The sequence below is a fragment of the Aurantimicrobium sp. genome (assembly GCF_036667855.1).
In the GTDB taxonomy this organism is placed as follows: domain Bacteria; phylum Actinomycetota; class Actinomycetes; order Actinomycetales; family Microbacteriaceae; genus Aurantimicrobium.
In genome coordinates this window covers 1-21,705 of the sequence record NZ_JAVWTF010000032.1, presented here as the reverse complement: position 1 = coordinate 21,705, position 21,705 = coordinate 1, and the positions used below count along the sequence as shown (strand labels likewise).

Genomic DNA, 21,705 nt, shown 5'->3' with positions numbered 1-21,705 from the left:
GAGGTTCCTCACCAGGTTTATGGTCACGGCTGGCTTCTCGTCGGTGGCGAGAAGATGTCCAAGTCCAAGCTCACCGGTATTGCACCGAACGACATCACCGACACCTTCGGTTCGGATGCGTTCCGCTACTACTTCATGAGTGCTATCAGCTTCGGCCAGGACGGCTCGTTCAGCTGGGAAGACCTCTCTGCTCGTTACCAGGCAGAACTGGCGAACGGTTTCGGAAACCTCGCTTCTCGCACTTTGGCTATGGTCACTCGTTACTTCGACGGTGTTGTTCCTGCTGCAGGCGAACTGACACCTTCAGACAAGGCCATCGCAGATGTTGTTGCCGCAGCTGCTGTGGAAGCAGACGCTGCTATTGAGCGTCTGGCAATCCACGACGCAGTGACCTCCATCTGGACCATCGTTGATGCTCTCAACGGCTACATCACTGAGCAGGAGCCCTGGGCGTTGGCTAAGGATCCCGCGAATGCTGGTCGTCTCGCCACGGTGCTCAACACGGCTACCGAGGGTCTTCGTGCACTTGCTCTTTTGCTGTCTCCCTTCATGCCTCAGGCAACCCAGAAGTTGTGGTCTGCTCTGAACGTGGAACCCAGCCTTGGCGCTCTCACTGCTCAGCCCATTCGCGAGGCAGGAAAGTGGAACCAGGTTCCCATTGGCACCACCGTGGGTGCTCTCGAAGCTCTCTTCCCCCGTATTGAGTCCTCCGCCGAGTAGTCGGAAAACCAATATGACCGAATCGGCATATATTCGTCAGCGCGACACCACAGCCGAGCACGGCCAGAAGCGTGACTTGTCTTACCCTCCATTGCCCGAGCCACTCCCGGTTGCGGTCTATGACAACCACACTCACCTTGAGATTTCTGATGGTGAGCAGCCCATTGATTACCACGAGCACCTCGAACGTGCTGCTGAAGTCGGCATCGTCGGTGTGATTCAGGTTGGTGGTGACGTGGAGACCTCGAAGTGGTCTGCCTCTGTCGCCGCAGCAGAACCTCGCATGCTGGCTGCCGTTGCCATTCACCCCAACGAAGCTCCTCGCTATGAAGAAGCCGGCACACTCGATGACGCTCTGGCAGTTATTGACGACCTCGCCTCCTGGCCTCGCACCCGCGCGGTGGGGGAGACCGGTCTCGACTTCTTCCGCACGGGACCTGAAGGTCTGGCTGCTCAGCGTCGCTCTTTTGAAGCTCACATCGAGATTGCCAAGAAGCATTCCATCGCGATGCAAATTCATGACCGTGATGCGCACGATGACGTGATTGAGACCCTGCTTCGAGTCGGTGCGCCAGAGAAGACAGTGTTCCACTGCTTCTCCGGCGATTCCGCCATGGCGAAGATTGCTGCCGACAACGGCTGGTACTTGTCCTTCTCGGGCACCATCACCTTCAAGAAGAACGAAGAACTGCGCGAAGCTCTCAAGGTGATTCCTCGTGAACTGGTGTTGGTTGAAACTGATGCACCGTTCCTCACGCCCACACCGTTCCGTGGTCGTCCCAACGCTCCCTATATGACTCCTCACACCGTTCGTGCGATGGCAGAGGTGTTGGGAGATGACCTGGGTGATCTGTGTGCACAGATCGCCTTCAATACCGAGAAGGTTTATGGCTCGTGGGCAGACGGGCTCGTCGAATGAGTGTGAAGCTGCTCGGCCCCGCCGAGATTCGTGACCTGGCAGAACTGCTGGATGTCACCCCCACCAAAAAACTTGGTCAGAACTTCGTTATTGACGCCAACACCGTGCGCAAGATCGTCAAGGTTGCTCACGTTGAAGCCGGGGACTCGGTCGTGGAGATTGGGCCAGGCCTAGGCTCTCTGAGCCTGGGCATCGTGGAAGCCGGAGCTTCCCTGGTTGCGGTCGAGATTGATGGCCGCCTCGCAGCGCAGCTGCCGGCGACCTTTGCCGAGATGGCTCCGGACGCCAAGCTCACCGTCATCCACGAAGACGCCATGAAGATCATGGAGCTCCCCGATAAGCCCACGCGCCTGGTTGCGAATCTTCCCTATAACGTCTCCGTTCCTGTGTTACTGCACTTCCTAGAGCACTTCCCCAGCATTCGCTCGGGTGTGGTGATGGTGCAGGCAGAAGTGGGTCACCGTCTTGCAGCAGAGCCCGGTTCCAAGATTTATGGCGGCCCCAGTGCCAAAGCAGCCTGGTATGGCAAGTGGCGTATTGCTGGCACTGTCAGCCGTCAGGTGTTCTGGCCTGTTCCGAATGTGGACTCGGTGTTGGTTGGGTTTGAACGTGATGCAGTTCAGCCAGGTGACGAAGCCCTTCGTCGCCGTACCTTCGACATCATCGATGGCGCATTCGGTCAGCGTCGCAAGATGCTGCGCCAGGCACTCTCTGATTTGTGTGGGTCGAGTGCTGCTGCAACCGAGTTGCTGGAGCGTGCAGGGATTGATCCCACGCTGCGCGGTGAGCAGCTGAACATTGCTCAATTCGTGTCTATCGCCAACGCCGGCTAGTTTGGAATTATGACCGAGACTGGTGCACGCGAGGTGGTTCACGTTCGAGCCCCCGGCAAGATCAATGTCTCGCTCGCTGTTGGCGCTGTGATGGAAGACGGTTACCACGATGTGGCAACCACCTATCAAGCCGTCAGCCTCTATGAAGAAATCCGTGCGTATCCAGCAGACGATTTCTCTGTCTCCTTCACCGGTGACTTTGACCTGAGTGGTGTTCCGCTCGATGCCTCCAACTTGGCCATCAAGGCAGCGCAACTGCTTGCACGTAAGGCGAAGTATCGCGGCGGTGTTCGCCTCGAAATCCAGAAGAACGTTCCCATTGCCGGTGGCATGGGTGGTGGCTCAGCAGATGCTGCGGGTGCTCTCGTTGCCTGTGATGCACTGTGGGGAACCAACCTGGGTAAAGATGCTTTGTTGAAGCTCGCAGCCGAACTCGGTGCTGATGTTCCCTTCGCACTGATGGGTGGCACAGCCATTGGTACAGGACGTGGAGATCGCCTGAGCCCCGTGCTCACCAGCCACGAACACTTTGAGTGGGTTCTTGTCCCTGCTGACTTTGGCCTGAGCACTCCTGCTGTCTATGGCGAGCTCGATGCCCACCGTGAACGTCACATTGCCGACATCAAGCCCGCACCACAGTCGCCCACCGTTGACACTGCGGTTCTCCAGGCGCTGCGTGCAGGTGACCCCGTCATGCTGGCAGACGCTTTGAGTAATGACCTGCAGGCTCCTGCCCTTCACCTCCAGCCTTCACTTGTGGACATCCTGGAACTCGGTGAGAAGAGTGGTGCTCTGGCCGGCATCGTCTCGGGCTCTGGTCCCACCCTGGCCTTCCTCGCTGAGGATGCTGAGGCAGCTATTGATCTTCAAGTCACCCTCAGTGCTGCCGGTCATCATGTGCTGCGCGTATCGGGCCCCGTGCACGGCGCTCGAGTAGTGAACGACTAATGGCTCACTTGCTCGGTGGAGAGAACCTCCACCTCGAATTCCCCACGCGCGTCATCTTCGACGGCATCACAGTGGGACTCAACGATGGTGACCGTATTGGTGTCGTCGGTCGCAACGGTGACGGAAAGTCCACGTTGATGAAGATTCTTGCCGGACGCCTCGAACCAGACTCTGGCCGCGTCACTCGTCGTGGTGGCATCACCCTGGGCATGCTCGACCAGTCGGATGAGGTTGATGGCAACCTCACCGTGGGCGAGGCTATTGTCGGCGGTATTGAAGAACACGTCTGGGCAGGTGATCCCAAGGTTCGCGATGTTCTCACCGGACTTGTCACCGATATCCCCTGGGATGCCAAAGTGGGCGATCTTTCCGGCGGTCAGCGTCGCCGCGTTGCTCTTGCTGCTCTGCTCACCGGTGACTGGGATGTCATCTTCTTGGATGAGCCCACCAACCACCTTGACGTGGAAGGTATTTCTTGGCTTGCCGGTCACCTCAAGAAGCGCTGGCCCAATGGCCAAGGTGGTCTCTTGGTCGTAACCCACGACCGTTGGTTCCTCGATGAGGTTTCCACCGACACCTGGGAAGTCCACGACCGCATCTTGGAGCCGTTCGAGGGCGGCTATGCCGCCTATGTACTTCAGCGCGTGGAACGTGACCGCATGGCTGCGGTCAGCGAGGCTAAGCGTCAGAACCTCATGAAGAAGGAACTGGCGTGGTTGCGCCGTGGAGCTCCTGCTCGAACTGCTAAGCCCAAGTTCCGTATTGAAGCCGCGAACGCGCTCATCGCAGATGAGCCACCTGTTCGCGACGCCATCCAACTTTCCTCGATGGCCATGCAGCGGTTGGGTAAGGACGTTGTGGATCTTGAGGATGTCTCAATCAACTATGGCGAGAAGCAGGTTCTGCGCGATGTCACCTGGCGTATTGCGCCTGGTGAGCGCACAGGAATTCTTGGTGTGAACGGTGCTGGAAAGTCGACCCTGCTTGGACTTGTCTCTGGCCAGGTTGAACCCAGCTCTGGTCGTGTGAAGCGCGGCAAGACCGTCAAGATCGCGACCCTGACTCAGCAACTCGATGAACTCACCGCCGTGCAGGACATGCGTGTGAGCGCTGTTGTTGCCGAGAAGCGCACCACCTACTCCGTTGGCGGCAAAGAGATGACTCCTGGCCAGCTCTTGGAGCGCCTGGGCTTCACCTCAGCGCAATTGTCGACTCCGGTGAAGGACCTCTCCGGTGGTCAGAAGCGTCGCTTGCAGCTGCTGTTGATTCTGCTCGACGAGCCCAACGTGCTGATCTTGGATGAGCCCACCAACGACCTCGACACCGACATGTTGGTCGCCATGGAAGACCTCCTCGACACCTGGCCAGGAACCCTGCTCGTCATCTCGCACGACCGTTACCTGCTTGAGCGCATCACAGATAACCAATACGCCGTGCTCGAAGGCCACTTCACCCACCTGCCCAACGGCGTTGACCAATACTTGGCTCTTCGTGCCAAGCAGATGGCCGCACCGAGCATTTCTGTCACCGCTCAGGCCACCGCAACAATGAATAAGCCCGTGCCCAAGCTGGCTGGTGCTGAGCTGCGCAACGCGGAGAAGGAATTCGGTTCCATCGAGCGCAAGATTGCCAAGCAGCAGGCAGATGTTGCTGAGATTCACGCCAAGATGGCCGCTCACGATCAGAACGACTATGTCGGTCTCGGCGAATACGCCGCACAGATCAGCAAGTGCGAGGGCACGATTGCTGATCTCGAGATGCGCTGGTTAGAACTGAGCGATCTTCTCGGGCACTAGCTATCTAATTACTGTTACTCCGGCAAACTTTGCCCAAGCTTTATCTGCAGTGATGATGGGAACTCCCAGCCGTTGACCCATGCTCAGGCACAAGCGATCTGCGATTGATAAGCCATCTCCTGCTTCCCACAGAAGCGCAGCACCTTCGGCATCTTCTTCGGTTACGGGCTGGACGATGAGCCCCACAGCCTTGAGCTGTTGGCTAATGTTTGCCCAGCCCAGGTTGTGGTGAAGAATTTTTTGACCAAGTTCTGACCAATTGACTGCACTGATCATTCCGCCATCTGAAAGATGTAGTTCAACGTTGTCTGAGCCAGGCTCTTCATAGATAAAAGCCAGCAGTGCAGATGTGTCGAATAATGGCAGCTGTGTCACAGTCCCAAGCTTTCATCTTCGAGTTTGGCCTCTGCGCGCTTTTCTGAAATGAATTGATCTACCGAGTAACCGGAATCTTTAAGGATTCCTCGGAGCTTTGCCAAACCTTCTTTTTGGGTGGTGATTCTCACGCCGTCTTCAGATTCAACCAAGATGAGTTCGGTGCCCGGCTCCCAATTGTGGCGGGCGCGGATTTCGGAGGGGATAACCACACGGCCTTTATCTCCCACTTGAACTTTGTAGGTGTCACTCATGTCAATATCTTCCCACTTTTGTGGGGCGGGCGCTAGAAAAGTTTGTGTCGTCATGAGCTCAGAATAAGGATGCACTTAGCTCCGGGAACAGTATCGGCTCAGGCTGTGGAAAACAGGGAACTTTTCAGTCCCGGGGATAAAGCGGAACTAAACCCCTGCGAGACCTTCACCGATAAGGAACGTTGCCGTGAACACGGTGAATGCCACCGTGAGCGACATCGCAATGAGGTTCATGACAGAACGCTGTCTGTTGAACACATAAGTAAAGAGATTCACTGCTGCTGCAATGCCCACTCCCACCACGCCAATGAAGGGCATGACCCAGGTGTCTGTTAGGGGAACCGTTTCACGGAATGCGCTGGTGATCATGGGGAGCACCAGCCACAGCAGAAAAGCGGCGACAGCAAACCGGAGTGCTACTTTGCCTGGCTTTTCATGAGGCCAGAACGTTCGCTGCTTCGCCATGGGTTACTCCGCAGAGTCTTGTGTGTCCACGTCGATGCTGAGGCGACGTAGGGACTCTGCCAAGCGGGTCTGCTCACTGCGTGACAGGGATGCCAGGAGTAGAGCCTCTGCATCAACCAAACGAGTAATAGCTGCGTCAACGCGGGTGAGCCCGGCGGCGGTCATCTCAACCAGAACGCCACGGCCGTCATTGGGGTCTTCGCGGCGAACCACCAAACCGCTGTCGACCAGACGGTCGATGCGGTTTGTCATGGTTCCACTCGAAACCAAGGTCTGCTGCAAGAGTGCCTTGGGGCTCAGTTGATAGGGAGAGCCTTCTCGGCGCAGTGCCGCGAGAACATCAAACTCCCACGATTCCAGCTTGGATTTGTGGAAAGCGTCCTTGCGGGCGCGGTCCAACATCTTTGCTAGACGGCCTACGCGAGAGAGAACCTGCAGGGGAGAAAAGTCGAGATCGGGGCGCTCGCGCTTCCACGACTGCACAATGCGGTCGACTTCGTCATTCTCAGGTGCCATGCATCCATTATCCCTGTTGGAATCTGGCAGACTGTACTTGTGGGTTTCCTCAAAGAGAATCCATATTCCGCCATAGTGTAAAGGCAGCACAACAGTCTTTGGATCTGTTGGTCTAGGTTCGAATCCTGGTGGCGGAGCTCCGGATCAAAAATTGGAGAAGTGAGTGACCGACGCACAACTAGCCATCGTGGTTCTTGCAGCTGGTCAAGGTACTCGCATGAAGAGCTCCACTCCCAAGCTTCTCCACAAGCTCGGTGGAGTTTCTGTCGTCTCCCACGTTCTCGCAACAGCTCGCGAACTGAACGCTGCACACGTCGTCTCCGTCGTTCGTCACGAACGTGATCGCTTGGTGGAGGTCATTGAAGTTGACCTGCCCGAGAGCATCATTGTGGACCAGGACGAAGTTCCCGGCACTGGCCGCGCTGTAGAGCTCGCTGTTGCAGCTCTCCCTGCGGGCTTCGCCGGTGACGTGCTTGTGGTCAACGGTGACGTTCCTCTGCTGGATGCAGAAACCCTGCAGGGTTTGATCAACCAGCACCGTGATGCACAGGCAGCAGCAACGGTGCTCTCGACCATCCTCGATGACGCCACCGGTTACGGTCGTGTGATTCGTTCTGTAGATGGCAACTTGGAGAAGCTCGTTGAGCACAAGGACGCCAACCAGGATGAACTGGCCATCAAGGAAATCAACGCCGGTATTTATGTCTTCTCAGCTCCTGAGCTTCGTGCGCAGTTGAGCAACCTCACTCTCGACAACGCTCAGGGTGAGAAATACATTACCGATGTGATTGGTCTGCTTCGCCAGGCTGGGGCAACTGTTGCTGCCGTTGAAATCTTGGACTCCTGGAAGGTCGAAGGAATCAACGACCGTGCACAGCTTTCTCGTGCTGCAGGTCTGCTCAACGGTTTGATTGTGCGCGGCTGGCAGCTTGCCGGTGTGACCATCACCGACCCTGCTTCTACGTGGATCGATATCCAGGTTCAGCTCGCTCCTGATGTGGAGATCAAGCCAGGAACGCAGCTCCTCGGTGCAACTGTGGTGGAGACCGGTGCTGTGATCGGCCCTGACACCACCCTGCTCGACACTGAGGTGGGCGAGGGTGCTGTGATCAAGCGCACCGATGCGACTTTGTCGGTCATCGGTGCTGGTGCTTCGGTTGGCCCTTTCTCTTACCTGCGCCCAGGAACCTACCTCGAAGCCTCCGGCAAGATCGGCACTTTCGTTGAGACGAAAAATGCACGCATCGGCAAGGGCAGCAAGGTTCCTCACCTGTCCTACGTGGGAGATGCCACCATCGGTGAAGAAAGCAACATTGGTGCGGGCACCATCTTCGCTAACTACGACGGCGTGACCAAGAGCCACACCACCGTGGGTTCTCACGTGAGAACTGGCTCTCACAACACGTTCGTTGCGCCAATTAGTATTGGCGATGGAGCATATAGTGGCGCCGGTGCAGTCATCCGTAAGGATGTCCCAGCTGGTGCTCTCGCCATTAATGTTGCTCCCCAGCGCAATATGGACGGCTGGGTTCAAGCCAACCGTCCCGGCACCGCAGCAGCCAAGGCTGCTGACGAGGCCAAGTAACACCCTCCATTACGAGTCACCCCACCCGAAAGGCCTTCAGTGTCCGAACTATCAGTGCCGACAAAGAAGAAGCTCGTAATTGTGAGTGGACGTGCTCACCCTCAGCTGGCGACTGACGTTGCTGCAGAGCTGAAGACTCATGTCTCGGGTACTGATCTGCGCACCTTCGCCAACGGTGAAATCTATGCCCGTTATGACGACAGCGTTCGTGGCGCTGATGTCTTCGTGGTTCAGTCTCACACTGCTCCCATCAACGAATGGGTGATGGAGACGTTGATCATGATTGATGCACTCAAGCGTGCATCAGCCAAGCGCATCACCGTTGTTGCCCCCTTCTACCCCTACGCTCGTCAAGACAAGAAGGGCCGTGGCCGCGAGCCCATCTCTGCTCGTCTGATGGCTGACCTGTTCAAGACTGCTGGCGCAGACCGCATCATGAGCGTTGACCTTCACGCAGCACAGATCCAGGGCTTCTTCGATGGCCCAGTGGACCACCTCTTCGCGATGCCTGTTCTGCTGGAGCACTTCCGTGCCCAGCTGGACCCGGCAACATTGACCGTGGTGTCACCAGATATGGGCCGCGTTCGCGTTGCGGACATCTGGAGTGAGAAGCTCGGTGCTCCTCTGGCCATCATTCACAAGCGTCGTGACCCTAAGGTTCACAACCAGGTCACCGTCCACGAAATCGTAGGTGAAGTTTCTGGCCGGGTCTGTCTCCTCGTTGACGACATGATCGACACCGGTCGCACCATCGTGAAGGCAGCCGAAGCTCTTGTTGCCAATGGTGCTATCGGTGTTGTCGTTGCCGCCACCCACGCAGTCTTCTCAGATCCTGCATGCGAGATTCTGCAGTCTGAGTTCATCAGCGCTGTTGTCGTCACTGACACTCTTCCCGTTCCTGAAGAGAAGCGCTTCGAGAAGCTCACTATTCTTCCCATTGCGCCGCTATTGGCTAGCGCTATTCACGAAGTATTCGAAGAGGGTTCTGTCACCTCGATGTTCGATGGCGCTGCCTAAGCACTAGTTCTTCACAGTCCTCTCTGGACTGGGGATTTCAACCGCTCTGAAGTTCAGAGGTATTTGTCATGCACGGGTTACGTATTTTGTGCCTATGGTGATGACACAAGAGCTTGTATATACTTACAACATATACAAGGAGAAGCTGATGACTTCAAGCAAAATCTTCTACAACAACACAACCCAAGCGGTGCGGTTACCCAAGGACGTCGCGTTTCCTTTAGAAGTAACCGAGGTAGACATTTTCATTCAGGGTGAAACCCGAGTTATTGCCCCTAAGGGGCAAAGTCTCGTTGCCTGGATTCAAACCGGTCCACATTTCACTTCGGACTTCATGGTTGACAGGGATCAGCCCCCCATGCCTGAAGACGAAGAAGGGATATTCGAATAGTGGGTTACCTCTTTGATACGAACATCCTTATTCATCTTGACCGTCACGGTGATCTTGAACTTGCTGAGCGTGTTCAATCTGTGATGTCAGATTCGGGTGTTTCTTCCATCGCAGTGATGGAGATGTATTACGGAGTGGCCCGATCAACTCACATTGAACCAAATTTGATCAAGACGAAATCTTTGTTGAGCATTTTCCCTATCTTCGAATTTACTGCAGCAGACGCGTTTGAAACTGGAATGCTTCGCGCCGAATTACGACGTGCAGGGACGCCTATTGGCCCATTTGATGTGTGCATAGCAGGCCAAGCTCGAGCCCGAAAACTCACTCTAATTACTGCAAATGTTCGTGAATTTGAACGCGTTCCCGGACTTCGCGTAGAGAACTGGTTGAGCTAGTTAGTTTTTCGCTGAAGGCGGGCAGTCTGCCCATATAGTGCTGTGCGGGAAAGACTCTTCGAGGACCTGCAGTGTCTCCTGAAGAGGAAGTGGCTCCAGCGTTGGAGTTCCTAAGACGGGTGCGAGCGGTGCATCCAGCACGGTGAGTGCAAAGAGGATAACCGCCAGCATGCCCCACGACATTGCTGCAGAGATGCGCGCAAGGAGCTTACGGTCTGCCAAATGCATGGCCAGAAGTGCCGTCATGACAAAGGCTGAGAAATAGATCACGAGCCAGACCACAAAAGGAATCAGAGCAGAGTTGCCCATGACTAGTTCTTCACGTGCACTTGTCAGCTCTGCAACACTAGATGCCAGGATTGGAAAATTCTGCTGTTGCTGAATTGTGCTCAAATCTGCATGTGCAACATCTGAATTCAGTTTGAGGAGCCATTCAGTAGTAATGGGTGACCCACCGCGGTCGCCGTTGCCGATGGCCTCCCAGTCGTTATTCACACTCGAACGCAATGCGCATGCCACATCGCGGCGAATCTCAACTCGCTGCTCCTCTGCTAAGGATTCTGTGGCAGAGAAAATGGTGAGGCTCGTGCGTCCCATGGACTGGATGCTGCCTTTAGTGGCATCAAAGTCAGCAACAGCAAAGCTGAGCAGCAGACCCAGCAGAATACCTACCGCGCCACCAACAAAGGCAAGTGTGTCGGAGAGGCGACCAAGTTCGTGACCTTTGAGGTCACCTTCTGTGAAGCGCTTATCGGCGAACTTGTGAATGAGGCCACCGGCGAACCAGCCCAACAGCACGCACCCGAGCAGGATGCCCTGGGTAATCAGAACTTGGGTGGTCAGCATCAGGTTTACAAGCCTAGTTCGGCGAGCGTGGGTGGGTTACACCCTGCACGTGAACAGGTGATAGCGCCAACCTCAGCTGCAAGTGTGAGCAGGTCAATCCACTCATCCAGGGTGACTTTGCTCAGGAGTTCTTCAGCGTTACCGCCGAGTGCACCACGCTGCTGAAGGCCATAGAGAGTTGCGCCGAGGAAAGAGTCACCAGCACCAACGGTGTCGACGAGTTCAATCACAGGAGCTTTCACGCTGACGGTGTCACCGGTGGGGGTGAATAGGGTTGCGCCATCAGCACCACGAGTCATGATCACGTGGTGACCTGCGCTAGCCCACAGGCGTGCGGTGTCAACAGGGGAGCGGTCGGGGTAGAGCCAGGCCAGGTCATCGTCAGATGCCTTCACGATATGTGCGAGCTTGATCTGACGCTCCACGCGCACCGTCTCGTTCTCGCGCTCAAAGCCGAGGCCTGGGCGGATATTGAGGTCAATGATGACAGTGGAGTTCTCAGTAGAGTGCAGGTGACCAGCGAGGTTCTCAATCACCGAAGCACCGGGTTCAATCGCAGTAGCGACGGAACCAATCACGAGAGCTGCTGGGGGCTCCACCTCGAGGTGAACGAAAGCACCCAGGGTCCAGCCCCAGTCTGCTGTTCCCTTGAGATAGAAGCTGTAGCTAGCCTTCCCCTGGTCATCCAGGGATGCCACAGCAAGGGACGTGGGGTCGCTGGTGCGCTCAACTAGGGAGAGGTCAATCTTCTCTGGAGAAAGCCAGTCGTGGAGCTTCTGGCCGAACTTGTCGTTGCTCATACGGCCAGCGAAGCTGACGTTGGCGCCTAAGCGAGCCAGGGCAATAGACACATTTGCTGGAGCACCACCAGGCTTTGCCTGGTAGCTGCCATCTGCTTGCTGGATGAGGTCAATCAGTGCCTCACCGATGACCACAATGCGATCACTCATGGATGTCTCCTTTGAGCGGGGGAGGGAATTCCCGCAATCGGATTAGTGGGTGCTGGGCTCAGCTTCAATTTCGGTGCGGTCACCAGACCACAGGGTGTGGAAGGTGCCAGGCATATCAATGCGCTTGTAGGTGTGAGCACCGAAGAAGTCACGCTGACCCTGAACAACAGAAGCAGGAAGACGCTCAGCACGCAGACCGTCGTAGTAGGACAGCGAGGAAGCGAATGCGGGGATGGGGTATCCAGCCAGTGATGCGCCAGCCACGATTCGACGCCATGCGCCCAGTGACTTGGCAACAGCGTCGGTGAAGTAGCCATCAAGCAGGAGGGACAGCAGGTTTGCGTCCTTGCCGTAGGCCTCAGCAATGCGGTTGAGGAACTGTGCACGAATGATGCAACCACCGCGCCAGATCTTGGACACAGCGCCCAAGTCGATGTTCCAGTTGTATTCCTTAGCACCGGCGCGAATCGCGTCGAAGCCCTGTGCGTAGGCAACAATCTTCGATGCGTAGAGTGCGCGGCGTACGTCTTCAACGAATGCTGCCTTGTCTGCAACGTTGTAGTCCACGGTGTCTGCAGGAAGGTTATTGGCAGCGTCGCGCTGTGCGCGCTGAGAAGATAGCGAACGAGCGAATACGGCTTCAGCGATACCGGAGACAGGAACGCCCAAGTTCAGCGAGGTCTGAACGGTCCAGACGCCGGTGCCCTTCGAGCCAGCCTCGTCAAGGATGACGTCAACCAGTGGCTTGCCAGTCTTGGCGTCAACCTGCTTGAGAACCTCAGCGGTGATTTCGATGAGGTAGGACTCGAGCTCGCCCTTGTTCCATTCGGTGAAGATGTCTGCGATCTCGGCAGGAGAGAAGCCACCGATGTTGCGCAGCAGGTCATAAGCCTCTGCAATGAGCTGCATGTCTGCGTATTCAATACCATTGTGAATCATCTTCACGAAGTGACCAGCACCGTCGGTGCCCACGTGCGTTACACAAGGTTCGCCCTCAGCAACAGCTGCAATGGAAGAAAGAATGGGGCCAAGAGTCTTGTAAGACTCGGCAGATCCACCAGGCATGATGCTGGGACCCTTGAGCGCGCCCTCTTCACCACCGGAAATACCGGCACCAACGAAGTGAATGCCAGTGGGGGAGATAGCAGCTTCGCGGCGAAGAGTGTCAGTGAAGAGTGCGTTACCACCGTCAACGATGATGTCACCTGGTTCAAAACGCTCAGTGAGCTGGCTGATCACAGCGTCGGTTCCGGCGCCGGCCTGAACCATGATGATGGCGGTGCGTGGCTTGGCTAGTGACGCAACGAAGTCATCGATGGTCTCAGAAGCGATGAAGCCTGCTTCGGGGTGTTCGGTGATGAGCTGCTCGGTGCGAGCAAAAGAGCGGTTGTAGACGGCAACAGTGTTGCCTTCGCGGCTGGCGAGGTTGCGTGCCAAGTTTGAACCCATAACGGCGAGTCCAACGACTCCGATGTTTGCCTTCGCGCTCACGAATGCGTCTCCTAGCTGAAAGAAAAGAAAAAATGGGAAAAGTAAGAGGTATTCAGTCGTCTCATAATGAATTACGTCTCTTGTTCAATCGTACCCGACCACAGATTGCTCTTTTTGCCCGATTTCGCGCTGTTACGCCTTTCCCGCTACAGTAAAGAGGTACTTCGGCGAGGGATATCTCTTGGATATCCGTTATCGACGCGGTGGAATGTGGCTCTCGCCGTTTCCTCACGCTGACATGCGTTCGAGTTGAAATAACGATTGAGGCCACGGCCTCTAGATAAGGAGGCCATCATGGCTGAAGTTGATAACAAGGTACCCGCAGAGGTACGTACCCAGTTCGGTAAGGGCTTTGCTCGCCGTCTCCGTGTTGCAGGTCAGATCCCTGCTGTTGTTTACGGTCACGGTGCAGAGGTCATTCACGTTGCAGTTCCTGCTCGTCAGGTAACTCTTCTTCTCCGCAAGAAGAACGCAATCCTCGACCTGCAGATCGATGGCAAGAGCCAGCTGACTCTCGTGAAGGATGTTCAGAAGGACCCCGTACGTCAGATCATCGAGCACATTGACCTCGTTGTTGTTACCAAGGGTGAGAAGGTCGTTGTTAACGTTCCTCTTCACATCGTGGGAACTCAGCAGGCTGGTGCAGTTCTCGAGCTTGACGCTAAGGCTGTTCCTCTCCTCGCAGAAGCAACTCACATCCCAGAGTTCATCGAGATCAACATCGATGGCAAGGCTCCTGGCTTCAAGGTGACCTTCGCAGACCTCGACCTTCCTGCAGACGCAACCATCGATGGTGAGTCCACTCGCCTCGTTGTTCACGTTCACGCAGCATCGGCTAAGGATTCTGCAGAGTCAGGCGAAGAGCTGGCAGCTGAGCTCGCTGACGAAGCAGCTCACGCAGAGCACAAGGCAGAAATTCACGCTGAGCAGCACGAAGCAGAGAAGGCAAAAGCACTCGCTGACGCTGAGCTCTCCGGTGCAGCTGCTGCAGCTGAGGCTGCTGAGTAATCACTCAATTGAGCACAACCTGGCTTGTAGTCGGGCTCGGTAACCCCGGGCCCGACTACGCCGGTCATCGCCACAACGTGGGCCAGATGGCTGTGTCGCAGTTAGCCAGCGACATCGGTGCGACGTTCAAGTCACACAAAGCTAATGCCTTGGTAGCAGAAGGTTGGGTGCGCCCCGGAGGCCCCAAGCTCGTCATTGCCAAGCCCAATACTTTTATGAATCTCTCGGGTGGCCCAGTAGCTAACCTGCTGAAGTTCTATGGCGTTGAACCCGCCAACTTGATCGTTCTGCACGACGAGCTCGACATCGGCTTCGATGTGATCCGACTCAAGAGCAACGGTGGCCACGGTGGTCACAACGGACTGCGCGACATCATCGCTGCCATCGGCACCAATGAATTCAATCGTGTGCGCATTGGCATTGGACGTCCTCCCGGACGTCAGGATGCCGCTGACTTTGTGCTGTCGAACTTCAACTCGTCCGAACGAGAGATTTTGCCTCACGTCTTGGCTCACGCCACTGATGCAGTGGAAACCATCGCAGAAGAGGGCATCCTTGCCGCTCAACAGCGTTTCAATTCCCCTGCCTAAGCTCTCAGCAGGCTTAAAGCTTCTTCTGGATACCCTTAAGCCGTGAAGTTTTCACCACGAGTTCAGATGATTGCCGCACTGGCAGTCAGCACAGTGCTGGTCATCAGCACTGCCGTTGTGGTGGGAACAAACTACGTCACCACGCAACAAAGCGCCCAAGCAGTGCTGTTTGACACCCTGGCCTCAGGAAATGAGAAGGTCACGGCGGTCACGCAGCGTGCTGCGGATCTGGAACTGGCCATTACGAATGCCCAGAACATCCTCAAGGATTCCAGTGGCAAGGTTCTCGACGAAGCATCGCGCCAAGCACTTGAGAAGTCCATTACTCAGGCACAACAAACACTCAAGCTCCAGAAAGCACAGCTGGTCAAACTCAAGGCATCTGTCTCGTCCCTCAAGACCCCAGCACCACTGGATGTGTTGTGGCCTTATGGCCAGCAGCTGCGCGCTCAAGAAGTGCAAGACAGTGACACCACCAGTGTTGATGCTCTGGTCAAAGCAGTGATGGCGCTTGGCGGTGGCATTCAAAATGTTCAAGCAGCTCAAGCTGCGTGGCAAGCGGAACAGGATCGCATTGCGGCAGAACAGGCAGCTGCCGAAGCTGCTGCTGCTGCTCAGGCTGCGGCAGCAGCACGTCGTGCAGCTCAAGCGCAGACTCTTGAACAAACCGGTGGTTCAACAACCCCCACAGCTCCAGCTCCTCCCGTCACAGCGGCGGCAGCGGCACCGGTCACACAAGGGTTTAGTGCGGAAGCGTATGTCACCGCACTTGCTCCCAACTCTTATGTCGTCTGGGATAACGGAATGTGTGCCAGACAGTTTGGCGCCAATGTTTATCTCTGCGGGTTTGCCACGGTTAATCTCAACGGTTCCAATACCGATCGTGTCCCTATCACGCTGGATAGCTCATTAACTGAGCGTTACTCCAACAGTGTTGGTGTGTCAGTACTCGTGCACGAAGCCGCCCACGCTCGGCAGTGGTGGAAATACGGCCCTTCCATCATGACCGCCTACAACGCTCTTGTGCCAGGTCAGACCGGTTCAATGCCGGTGGAGTGGATGGCAGACTGTGCCACAATCGTGAAATTGGGCTACAGCACCGGTGCTTACACTCGAAACTGCACAGCAGAGCAGCTCGCTGAGGCTGCCACACTCTGGTGAGCGCCCTAGACTAACCTCATGGTATTTCAGGGGCTTTCGCGCGCCCTTTCGCGCACCCCAAATATCGCTGACGCCCTCAGCTACGCCAACAAAGATGCTGATTTCTCCGTCGTTGAAGGCCTCAATGCCCCGCTTCTCTCGGCACTGATTGACGCACGTATCTCGGCAGGACTGCCACCTGCGGTACTGGCGGTCACCGCCACCAACCGTGAGGCAGAACGACTGGCCGCTGCACTCTCAAGCTTGATGCCCCATGCCCAGCTCTGTGACTTCCCAGCGTGGGAAACGCTTCCTCATGAGCGCTTGTCACCCAGCCCTGAAATCGTCGGTCGCCGTTTCGAAGCCCTGCGCCAGATGCGTGACTGGGATGGTTCCCACCCTCTTGTCTTGATCACCTCTGTCCGTGGTGCTCTGCAGCCCATTGCTGACAACCTCGGAGACGTGGAACCCATTGCATTGAACGTGGGAAGCAGGGGCAATGACTTGATGGCCATTGCGGCCCAGCTGGTTGATCTCGCATATGTGCGCGTGGACATGGTCACCCGCCGTGGAGAGTTTGCCGTGCGCGGTGGCATCTTGGATGTGTTCCCACCTGTTGCCGACCACCCCATTCGTGTGGACTTCTTCGGTGATGAAGTGGATTCCATTCGGGCTTTCTCTGTTGCCGACCAGCGATCGCTGGACGGTGACATTCCGAACATTGCTTTGCCACCGAGCCGTGAACTTCTGCTGACCGCACCGGTTCGTCAACGTGCCCGGGAAATGGAACACGAGTTCCCGGGCATCAACCAGATGCTCTCCAAGATTGCCGAAGGTATTGCCGTGGAGGGTATGGAGTCGTTGACTCCTGCACTCGTGGATCGCCTGGTTCCCATCACGAACTACCTTCCTCAAGGCGCTGCGGTTGCGCTGCTTTCTCCTGAGCGCATTGCCACGCGTGCGATTAACCTCACTGAGACCAACCGAGAATTCCTGCATGCGGCATGGAATGCCGCCAGTGCTGGAGCACAGTCACCGATTGACCTCTCGGCCGGTGACTTCCTCACCGTGACAGAACTGCGCACACATTATTCCGGTGGTGCTTGGTGGACATTCAGTGCATTCCAGCACGGACCTGATGCATCAGAACCGTTGCCGGAAGAACTCGATCTCGATGAGATCTTGGCGATTCGCATCCACGCCAAAGCTGTGCCCACGTTTGCGGGCAATGTGGATGGTGCTGTTGATCACGTGGAGGCTCTGCTCAAACAGGACTGGACCGTCATTGTGGCGGCCGAAGGCCATGGTCTTGTTGAACGAGCAGGACAGGTTCTTTCTGAACGTAACCTTGCTGCGCGCATGGTCGCGGAGCTTCCTGGCGAGCTCGAACCTGCGGTGGCATATCTCGTTCAGGCCTCGGTGGAGGCTGGCTTCGAGCTTGAGGAAGCCAAGCTAGCTGTCATCTCTGAGGCAGAGTTCTATGGCCGTGCTGCCGGTTATGACGCCCGAGCACCACGCAAGTTGGCGAGCCGCCGCAAGAATGTGGTGGATCCGCTCAAGCTTGAAGCAGGCGACATCGTGGTTCACGAGACTCACGGTATTGGTAAGTTCCTCGAGCTCGTTCAGCGCGAGGTGTCCTCCGGTGGTCGTAATGCCGTGAAGACCACCCGTGAATACCTCGTCATTGAATATGCCCCCAGCAAGCGCGGCTATCCCGGCGACAAGCTCTATGTCCCCACCGATCAGCTCGACCAGCTCACACGTTATGTGGGCGGGGAAGCACCTGCCCTGTCCAAGATGGGTGGCAGCGACTGGGGTCAGGCAAAGTCCAAGGCCCGTAAAGCTGTTCGCGACATTGCCGTTGAACTGGTCAAGCTCTATAGCGCGCGCATGGCCAGCCGAGGATTCTCTTTCAGCCCCGATACGCCGTGGCAACGCGAGCTCGAAGAAGCCTTCCCCTATGTCGAGACCGTAGATCAGCTCACCACCATCGATGAAGTCAAAGCAGACATGGAGCGAGCCATCCCCATGGACCGCCTCATCTCGGGTGACGTGGGCTTTGGTAAGACAGAGATCGCGGTTCGCGCAGCGTTCAAGGCAGTACAAGATGGCAAGCAAGTAGCCATCTTGGTGCCCACCACGCTGCTGGTGAAGCAACACTTTGAGACCTTCCAAGAACGCTTCGCGGGATTCCCTGTTCACTTGCGAGCTCTCAGCCGCTTCCAAACAGATAAGGAAGCCAAGGAAACCTTGGCGGGCATGGCTGATGGCACCGTCGACGTGGTCATTGGAACCCACCGTCTCTTGGCGCAAGGCGTCACTTTCAAAGACTTAGGGCTCGTCATCATCGATGAAGAGCAGCGCTTTGGTGTGGAGCACAAGGATGCACTGAAGAAACTCAAGACCAATGTCGACATTCTGGCCATGAGTGCCACGCCCATCCCTCGCACGCTCGAAATGGCCGTCACGGGCATTCGAGAAATGTCTACCCTGGCCACCCCGCCAGAAGATCGTCATCCCATCCTCACCTTCGTGGGTCCCTATTCAGAGAAGCAGGCAGCTGCCGCTATTCGTCGCGAGATTCTGCGTGAAGGTCAGGTGTTCTTCGTTCACAACCGTGTCTCCAGCATCAACCGGGTTGCTGCGCAGATTGCAGAGCTCGTTCCCGAAGCACGCGTGGGTGTTGCTCACGGTCAGCTCACTGAGCACCAGCTTGAGCAAGTCATTATCGACTTCTGGGAACGCAAGTTTGACGTGTTGGTCTCCACCACCATCATCGAGACCGGTCTTGACATTGCCAATGCCAACACCTTGATTGTGGACAGGGCAGATAAGTATGGACTGAGCCAACTCCACCAGCTTCGTGGTCGCGTGGGCCGTGGGCGCGAACGCGCCTATGCCTATCTCTTCTATGACGAGACCACGCCACTGAGCGAAACAGCTCACGATCGTCTCAACGCGCTCGCGATGAATAACGAGCTGGGCTCGGGTATTCAGATTGCGCTCAAAGACCTTGAGATTCGTGGAGCAGGAAACCTACTCGGCGGGGAACAGTCTGGCCACATCGCTGGCGTGGGCTTTGACCTCTACCTGCGCATGATTGGCGAAGCCGTCTCAGCCTTCCGCGGCGACGTCGCCGAAGGCCAGACGGAGCTTCGCCTCGAGCTTCCCGTCGATGCGCGCATCCCTGACGACTACGTCGACAGTGAACGACTGCGCCTTGAGGCCTATCAAAAGCTCTCTGTGGCTAGTGGCCCGCTTTCTCGTGAAGAGCAGATAGATCAGGTCCTGGAAGAACTTACCGACCGCTATGGTGAGCCTCCTGCTCAGGTGCACAACCTCATCTCCATCTCACGCTTGCGACGACGTGCTCACCAGTCGAGCCTGAGTGAAGTCGTCGTCATGGGCTCTAACCTGCGCATTACTCCTGCAGATCTACCCGACTCGATTCAGGTGAGACTGGCCAGGATGTATCCGGGAGCGAAGTATGTTCCAGCTGCTCGGGTTATAACGGTGCCCCTGCCAGAAGATGCGGATCTCATTGCCTGGACCGGCAATCTACTCGATGCCATCTTCCCGCTAGCAAAACCTGAAGTTAGTGCTGCTTCCGATAGTGGCGAGAGCGCCAGCTAACCAAACTGCCACCAACCGCGATCGCAACTGCTGATCCGACCAGTACTGCCAGCACGCCCTCATCGCGGATAGCGTCATTGCCGGCAAAAGCTAGCTCATTCATGAGCAGTGACACCGTGAACCCAATGCCGGCAACGGCAGCGACGGTGAGCAAGTCCCAGCCGCGAATGAGTGTCTCGGTGGCCTCGCCACGCTTGGCTATCAGTGCCACGATGCTGCCGGCAATCATGATGCCGATGATCTTGCCCACGGGTAGTCCCACAGCAATACCCCAGAATGCAGGGCTGAGTTCAGTTGGTGAGACAGCGGGGATGAGCACCAGAGCTGAGGCAAAGGCGAACAGCGGCAAGATCACCGCATTGGTCACCGGCTGCAGTGCGTGCGCTGCCTGCTGAGCGAGGCGGGGGTTCAACACCAGACCTAGGGCAACACCGGCAATGGTGGCGTGAACGCCAGAGAGCACCGTGAAATACCAGGCGAAGAGGGCAACGATAATGAGCAAAGTGGTTCGAATAGTTGCGTTGTTGATGCGACCTTGGCAGCCAATAAATCGGAACAGATAAACCGCAACAACGGCCATGCCGAGGGCCAAGAAATCGATGCTGTGACTAAAGAACACCGCGATGATGACAATCGCGATGAGGTCATCGAGCACGGCCAAGGCGAGCAAGAAGACACGAATACGTCCAGGAAGCCCGCGACCCACCAAAGCAATCAGACCGAGCGCAAAGGCAATATCTGTTGCCGTGGGGATCGGCCAACCTTGGGCAAAGTCAGGTCCAGCAATGGCGAGATACAGCGCAGCAGGAAGAACCACACCGCCCACGGCGGCGATGCCCGGAGCCAATGCATGTTTGACCGAGTTGAGTTCTCCGACGGTGAGTTCGTGGCGGAGCTCGACCGCCACGATAAAGAAGAAGATGACCAGAAGACCGTCGGTCACCCAGTGTCCGATGCTGAGGTCGAGCTCGAGTGCAGGAAGACCGATGTGGCTAGCGAAGAGTTCGATCAGGCCAGGGGCGGCAACAGAATTGGCCAGTACTAAACCGAGAACGGCAGCTGCGGCCAACGAGATGGCGGCATAGCGTTCGGATCGAAAAATTGTGCGCATGCTGACTCTGGCCATAGTTCTAGCCTAGGCGCCGGCGTTAGCGTGGCGCTCGAGGAAGGCAAAGAGCTCGTTGTCATCCACGCCGGGGAAGGTTCCAGACGGCAGGGGAGAGAGCACGTGCGCGTGCATACGCGCACTGGGCCATGCCTTGCCTGACCAGCGGTTGGTCAGATCTTCGGCGGGAACCTTGCAGCAGTTCTCATTGGGGCAGGTGGAAACTTCGCGGTTGTCTGTGTCGCGTCCACGGAACCACTTGGCGTCGTCGAAGGGAACGCCGACGCTAATCGAGAAGACTTCCTTCTCACCGGTTCCGGTCTGGGTGGAGTCCCAGAAGGTTCCACCCGGGGTGTCGGTGTATTGGTAGAACTCGTTGGTTCGGTTGGTGCGCTCAAATGCCACACGTGCAGGCCACTTCCGGCAGACCACCTGACCTTCGATAGACCCGTTGGCGTCTGCCGGGATGCGCAGACCGTCGTTGGCATAGCCACGAAAAATACCCTCGCCCTGGTTCACGCGCAGGAAGTGGGTACGCAGACCAAGATGTTCGGTTGCAAGGTTAGTGAATCGCAACGCTGCAGCTTCGTGTGTCACGCCAAAGGCGTCGCGGAAGTCTTCAATGGCAATATTGCGGTCCTTCTTGGCATTCTGCAGGAACGCCACCGACCGTGAACGTGGCATGAGGCAGGCCGCGGCGAAGTAGTTGATCTCCAGGCGCTGCT

The 21,705-nt window shown here is 56.6% G+C and carries 21 protein-coding genes, 1 tRNA gene and 1 pseudogene; 14 read left to right on the top strand and 9 right to left on the bottom strand.

The features are described from left to right. The 5 genes from RR877_RS07275 to RR877_RS07255 form a co-directional block, all read left to right on the top strand. Positions 1-720 (top strand): class I tRNA ligase family protein (locus RR877_RS07275; protein WP_332627856.1); only part of this gene is annotated, 720 nt, incomplete at its 5' end. A 13-nt stretch (positions 721-733) separates the two neighbouring features. After that, a complete protein-coding gene (locus RR877_RS07270; protein WP_277494786.1) occupies positions 734-1,639 on the top strand; it encodes a TatD family hydrolase in 906 nt (301 codons plus the stop codon). Beyond that, positions 1,636-2,472, top strand: a complete 837-nt coding sequence (gene rsmA, locus RR877_RS07265; RefSeq protein WP_332618705.1) for a 16S rRNA (adenine(1518)-N(6)/adenine(1519)-N(6))-dimethyltransferase RsmA — start codon at positions 1,636-1,638, stop codon at positions 2,470-2,472. The genes RR877_RS07270 and rsmA overlap by 4 nt, the downstream gene beginning before the upstream one ends. Before the next feature lie 9 nt (positions 2,473-2,481). Further along, on the top strand, positions 2,482-3,420 hold the full coding sequence (locus RR877_RS07260) for a 4-(cytidine 5'-diphospho)-2-C-methyl-D-erythritol kinase (RefSeq protein WP_280801093.1): 939 nt from the start codon (positions 2,482-2,484) through the stop codon (positions 3,418-3,420). Next, positions 3,420-5,216 carry an ABC-F family ATP-binding cassette domain-containing protein gene (locus RR877_RS07255; protein ID WP_332627855.1) on the top strand — a complete coding sequence of 599 codons (1,797 nt, stop codon included), beginning with the start codon at positions 3,420-3,422 and terminating at the stop codon, positions 5,214-5,216. The genes RR877_RS07260 and RR877_RS07255 overlap by 1 nt, the downstream gene beginning before the upstream one ends. On the opposite strand, the gene RR877_RS07250 is transcribed toward RR877_RS07255, so the two are convergent. The 4 genes from RR877_RS07250 to RR877_RS07235 all read right to left on the bottom strand — a co-directional run bounded on the left by RR877_RS07250 (position 5,217) and on the right by RR877_RS07235 (position 6,826). Continuing rightward, positions 5,217-5,591, bottom strand: coding sequence for a type II toxin-antitoxin system VapC family toxin (locus RR877_RS07250; protein WP_332551554.1), 375 nt, complete (start codon positions 5,589-5,591; stop codon positions 5,217-5,219). Beyond that, positions 5,588-5,899, bottom strand: a complete 312-nt coding sequence (locus tag RR877_RS07245) for an AbrB/MazE/SpoVT family DNA-binding domain-containing protein (protein WP_332551553.1) — start codon at positions 5,897-5,899, stop codon at positions 5,588-5,590. Before RR877_RS07245 ends, RR877_RS07250 begins: the two co-directional genes overlap by 4 nt. 93 nt (positions 5,900-5,992) lie before the next feature. After that, positions 5,993-6,310 (bottom strand): hypothetical protein, encoded by a 318-nt coding sequence (locus tag RR877_RS07240; RefSeq protein ID WP_332551552.1) that lies wholly within the window; start codon positions 6,308-6,310, stop codon positions 5,993-5,995. Positions 6,311-6,313: 3 nt separating this feature from the next. Further along, positions 6,314-6,826: a MarR family transcriptional regulator gene (locus tag RR877_RS07235; RefSeq protein ID WP_332551551.1), complete on the bottom strand. Its 513-nt coding sequence runs from the start codon at positions 6,824-6,826 to the stop codon at positions 6,314-6,316. A gap of 66 nt (positions 6,827-6,892) precedes the next feature. Here RR877_RS07235 and RR877_RS07230 point away from each other — a divergent pair. The 5 genes from RR877_RS07230 to RR877_RS07210 all read left to right on the top strand — a co-directional run bounded on the left by RR877_RS07230 (position 6,893) and on the right by RR877_RS07210 (position 10,217). Then, a tRNA-Gln gene (locus tag RR877_RS07230) sits at positions 6,893-6,963 on the top strand. Between the two features lie 26 nt (positions 6,964-6,989). Next, a complete protein-coding gene (gene glmU, locus RR877_RS07225; protein ID WP_332627853.1) occupies positions 6,990-8,411 on the top strand; it encodes a bifunctional UDP-N-acetylglucosamine diphosphorylase/glucosamine-1-phosphate N-acetyltransferase GlmU in 1,422 nt (473 codons plus the stop codon). A 39-nt stretch (positions 8,412-8,450) separates the two neighbouring features. After that, a complete protein-coding gene (locus tag RR877_RS07220) occupies positions 8,451-9,428 on the top strand; it encodes a ribose-phosphate diphosphokinase (protein WP_280796478.1) in 978 nt (325 codons plus the stop codon). Between the two features lie 148 nt (positions 9,429-9,576). Continuing rightward, the gene (gene vapB, locus RR877_RS07215; protein ID WP_332551353.1) at positions 9,577-9,819 is read left to right on the top strand and encodes a type II toxin-antitoxin system VapB family antitoxin; all 243 of its coding nucleotides are present in this window, start codon (positions 9,577-9,579) and stop codon (positions 9,817-9,819) included. Then, entirely contained in the window at positions 9,819-10,217 is a 399-nt protein-coding gene (locus tag RR877_RS07210) for a type II toxin-antitoxin system VapC family toxin (protein WP_280796476.1), read from the top strand. The genes vapB and RR877_RS07210 overlap by 1 nt, the downstream gene beginning before the upstream one ends. On the opposite strand, the gene RR877_RS07205 is transcribed toward RR877_RS07210, so the two are convergent. From RR877_RS07205 to gndA, 3 genes are read right to left on the bottom strand one after another with little or no spacing between them, the layout of a single operon-like run. Next, entirely contained in the window at positions 10,218-11,063 is an 846-nt protein-coding gene (locus RR877_RS07205) for a hypothetical protein (RefSeq protein WP_332618709.1), read from the bottom strand. It lies immediately after the preceding gene. 5 nt (positions 11,064-11,068) lie between these two features. Continuing rightward, positions 11,069-12,013 (bottom strand): carbohydrate kinase, encoded by a 945-nt coding sequence (locus tag RR877_RS07200; RefSeq protein WP_332618710.1) that lies wholly within the window; start codon positions 12,011-12,013, stop codon positions 11,069-11,071. A 42-nt stretch (positions 12,014-12,055) separates the two neighbouring features. Beyond that, positions 12,056-13,504, bottom strand: coding sequence for an NADP-dependent phosphogluconate dehydrogenase (gene gndA, locus RR877_RS07195; RefSeq protein WP_332551351.1), 1,449 nt, complete (start codon positions 13,502-13,504; stop codon positions 12,056-12,058). Between the two features lie 294 nt (positions 13,505-13,798). Between gndA and RR877_RS07190 the strand changes: the two genes are divergently transcribed. The 4 genes from RR877_RS07190 to mfd are packed head-to-tail and all read left to right on the top strand — an operon-like array spanning position 13,799 to position 19,875. Next, a complete protein-coding gene (locus RR877_RS07190; RefSeq protein ID WP_332618711.1) occupies positions 13,799-14,512 on the top strand; it encodes a 50S ribosomal protein L25/general stress protein Ctc in 714 nt (237 codons plus the stop codon). A gap of 8 nt (positions 14,513-14,520) precedes the next feature. Then, positions 14,521-15,102 (top strand): aminoacyl-tRNA hydrolase, encoded by a 582-nt coding sequence (gene pth, locus RR877_RS07185; protein ID WP_332551349.1) that lies wholly within the window; start codon positions 14,521-14,523, stop codon positions 15,100-15,102. A gap of 42 nt (positions 15,103-15,144) precedes the next feature. Beyond that, the gene (locus RR877_RS07180) at positions 15,145-16,263 is read left to right on the top strand and encodes a hypothetical protein (RefSeq protein WP_332551348.1); all 1,119 of its coding nucleotides are present in this window, start codon (positions 15,145-15,147) and stop codon (positions 16,261-16,263) included. Positions 16,264-16,281: 18 nt separating this feature from the next. Beyond that, on the top strand, positions 16,282-19,875 hold the full coding sequence (gene mfd, locus RR877_RS07175) for a transcription-repair coupling factor (RefSeq protein ID WP_332627851.1): 3,594 nt from the start codon (positions 16,282-16,284) through the stop codon (positions 19,873-19,875). Here the strand turns inward: mfd and RR877_RS07170 are convergent. Both RR877_RS07170 and RR877_RS07165 read right to left on the bottom strand, forming a co-directional pair. Next, entirely contained in the window at positions 19,838-20,986 is a 1,149-nt protein-coding gene (locus RR877_RS07170) for a Na+/H+ antiporter NhaA (RefSeq protein WP_332627849.1), read from the bottom strand. The genes mfd and RR877_RS07170 overlap by 38 nt on opposite strands. A 24-nt stretch (positions 20,987-21,010) precedes the next feature. Beyond that, a pseudogene (locus tag RR877_RS07165) lies at positions 21,011-21,705 on the bottom strand (XRE family transcriptional regulator); the annotation flags it as partial.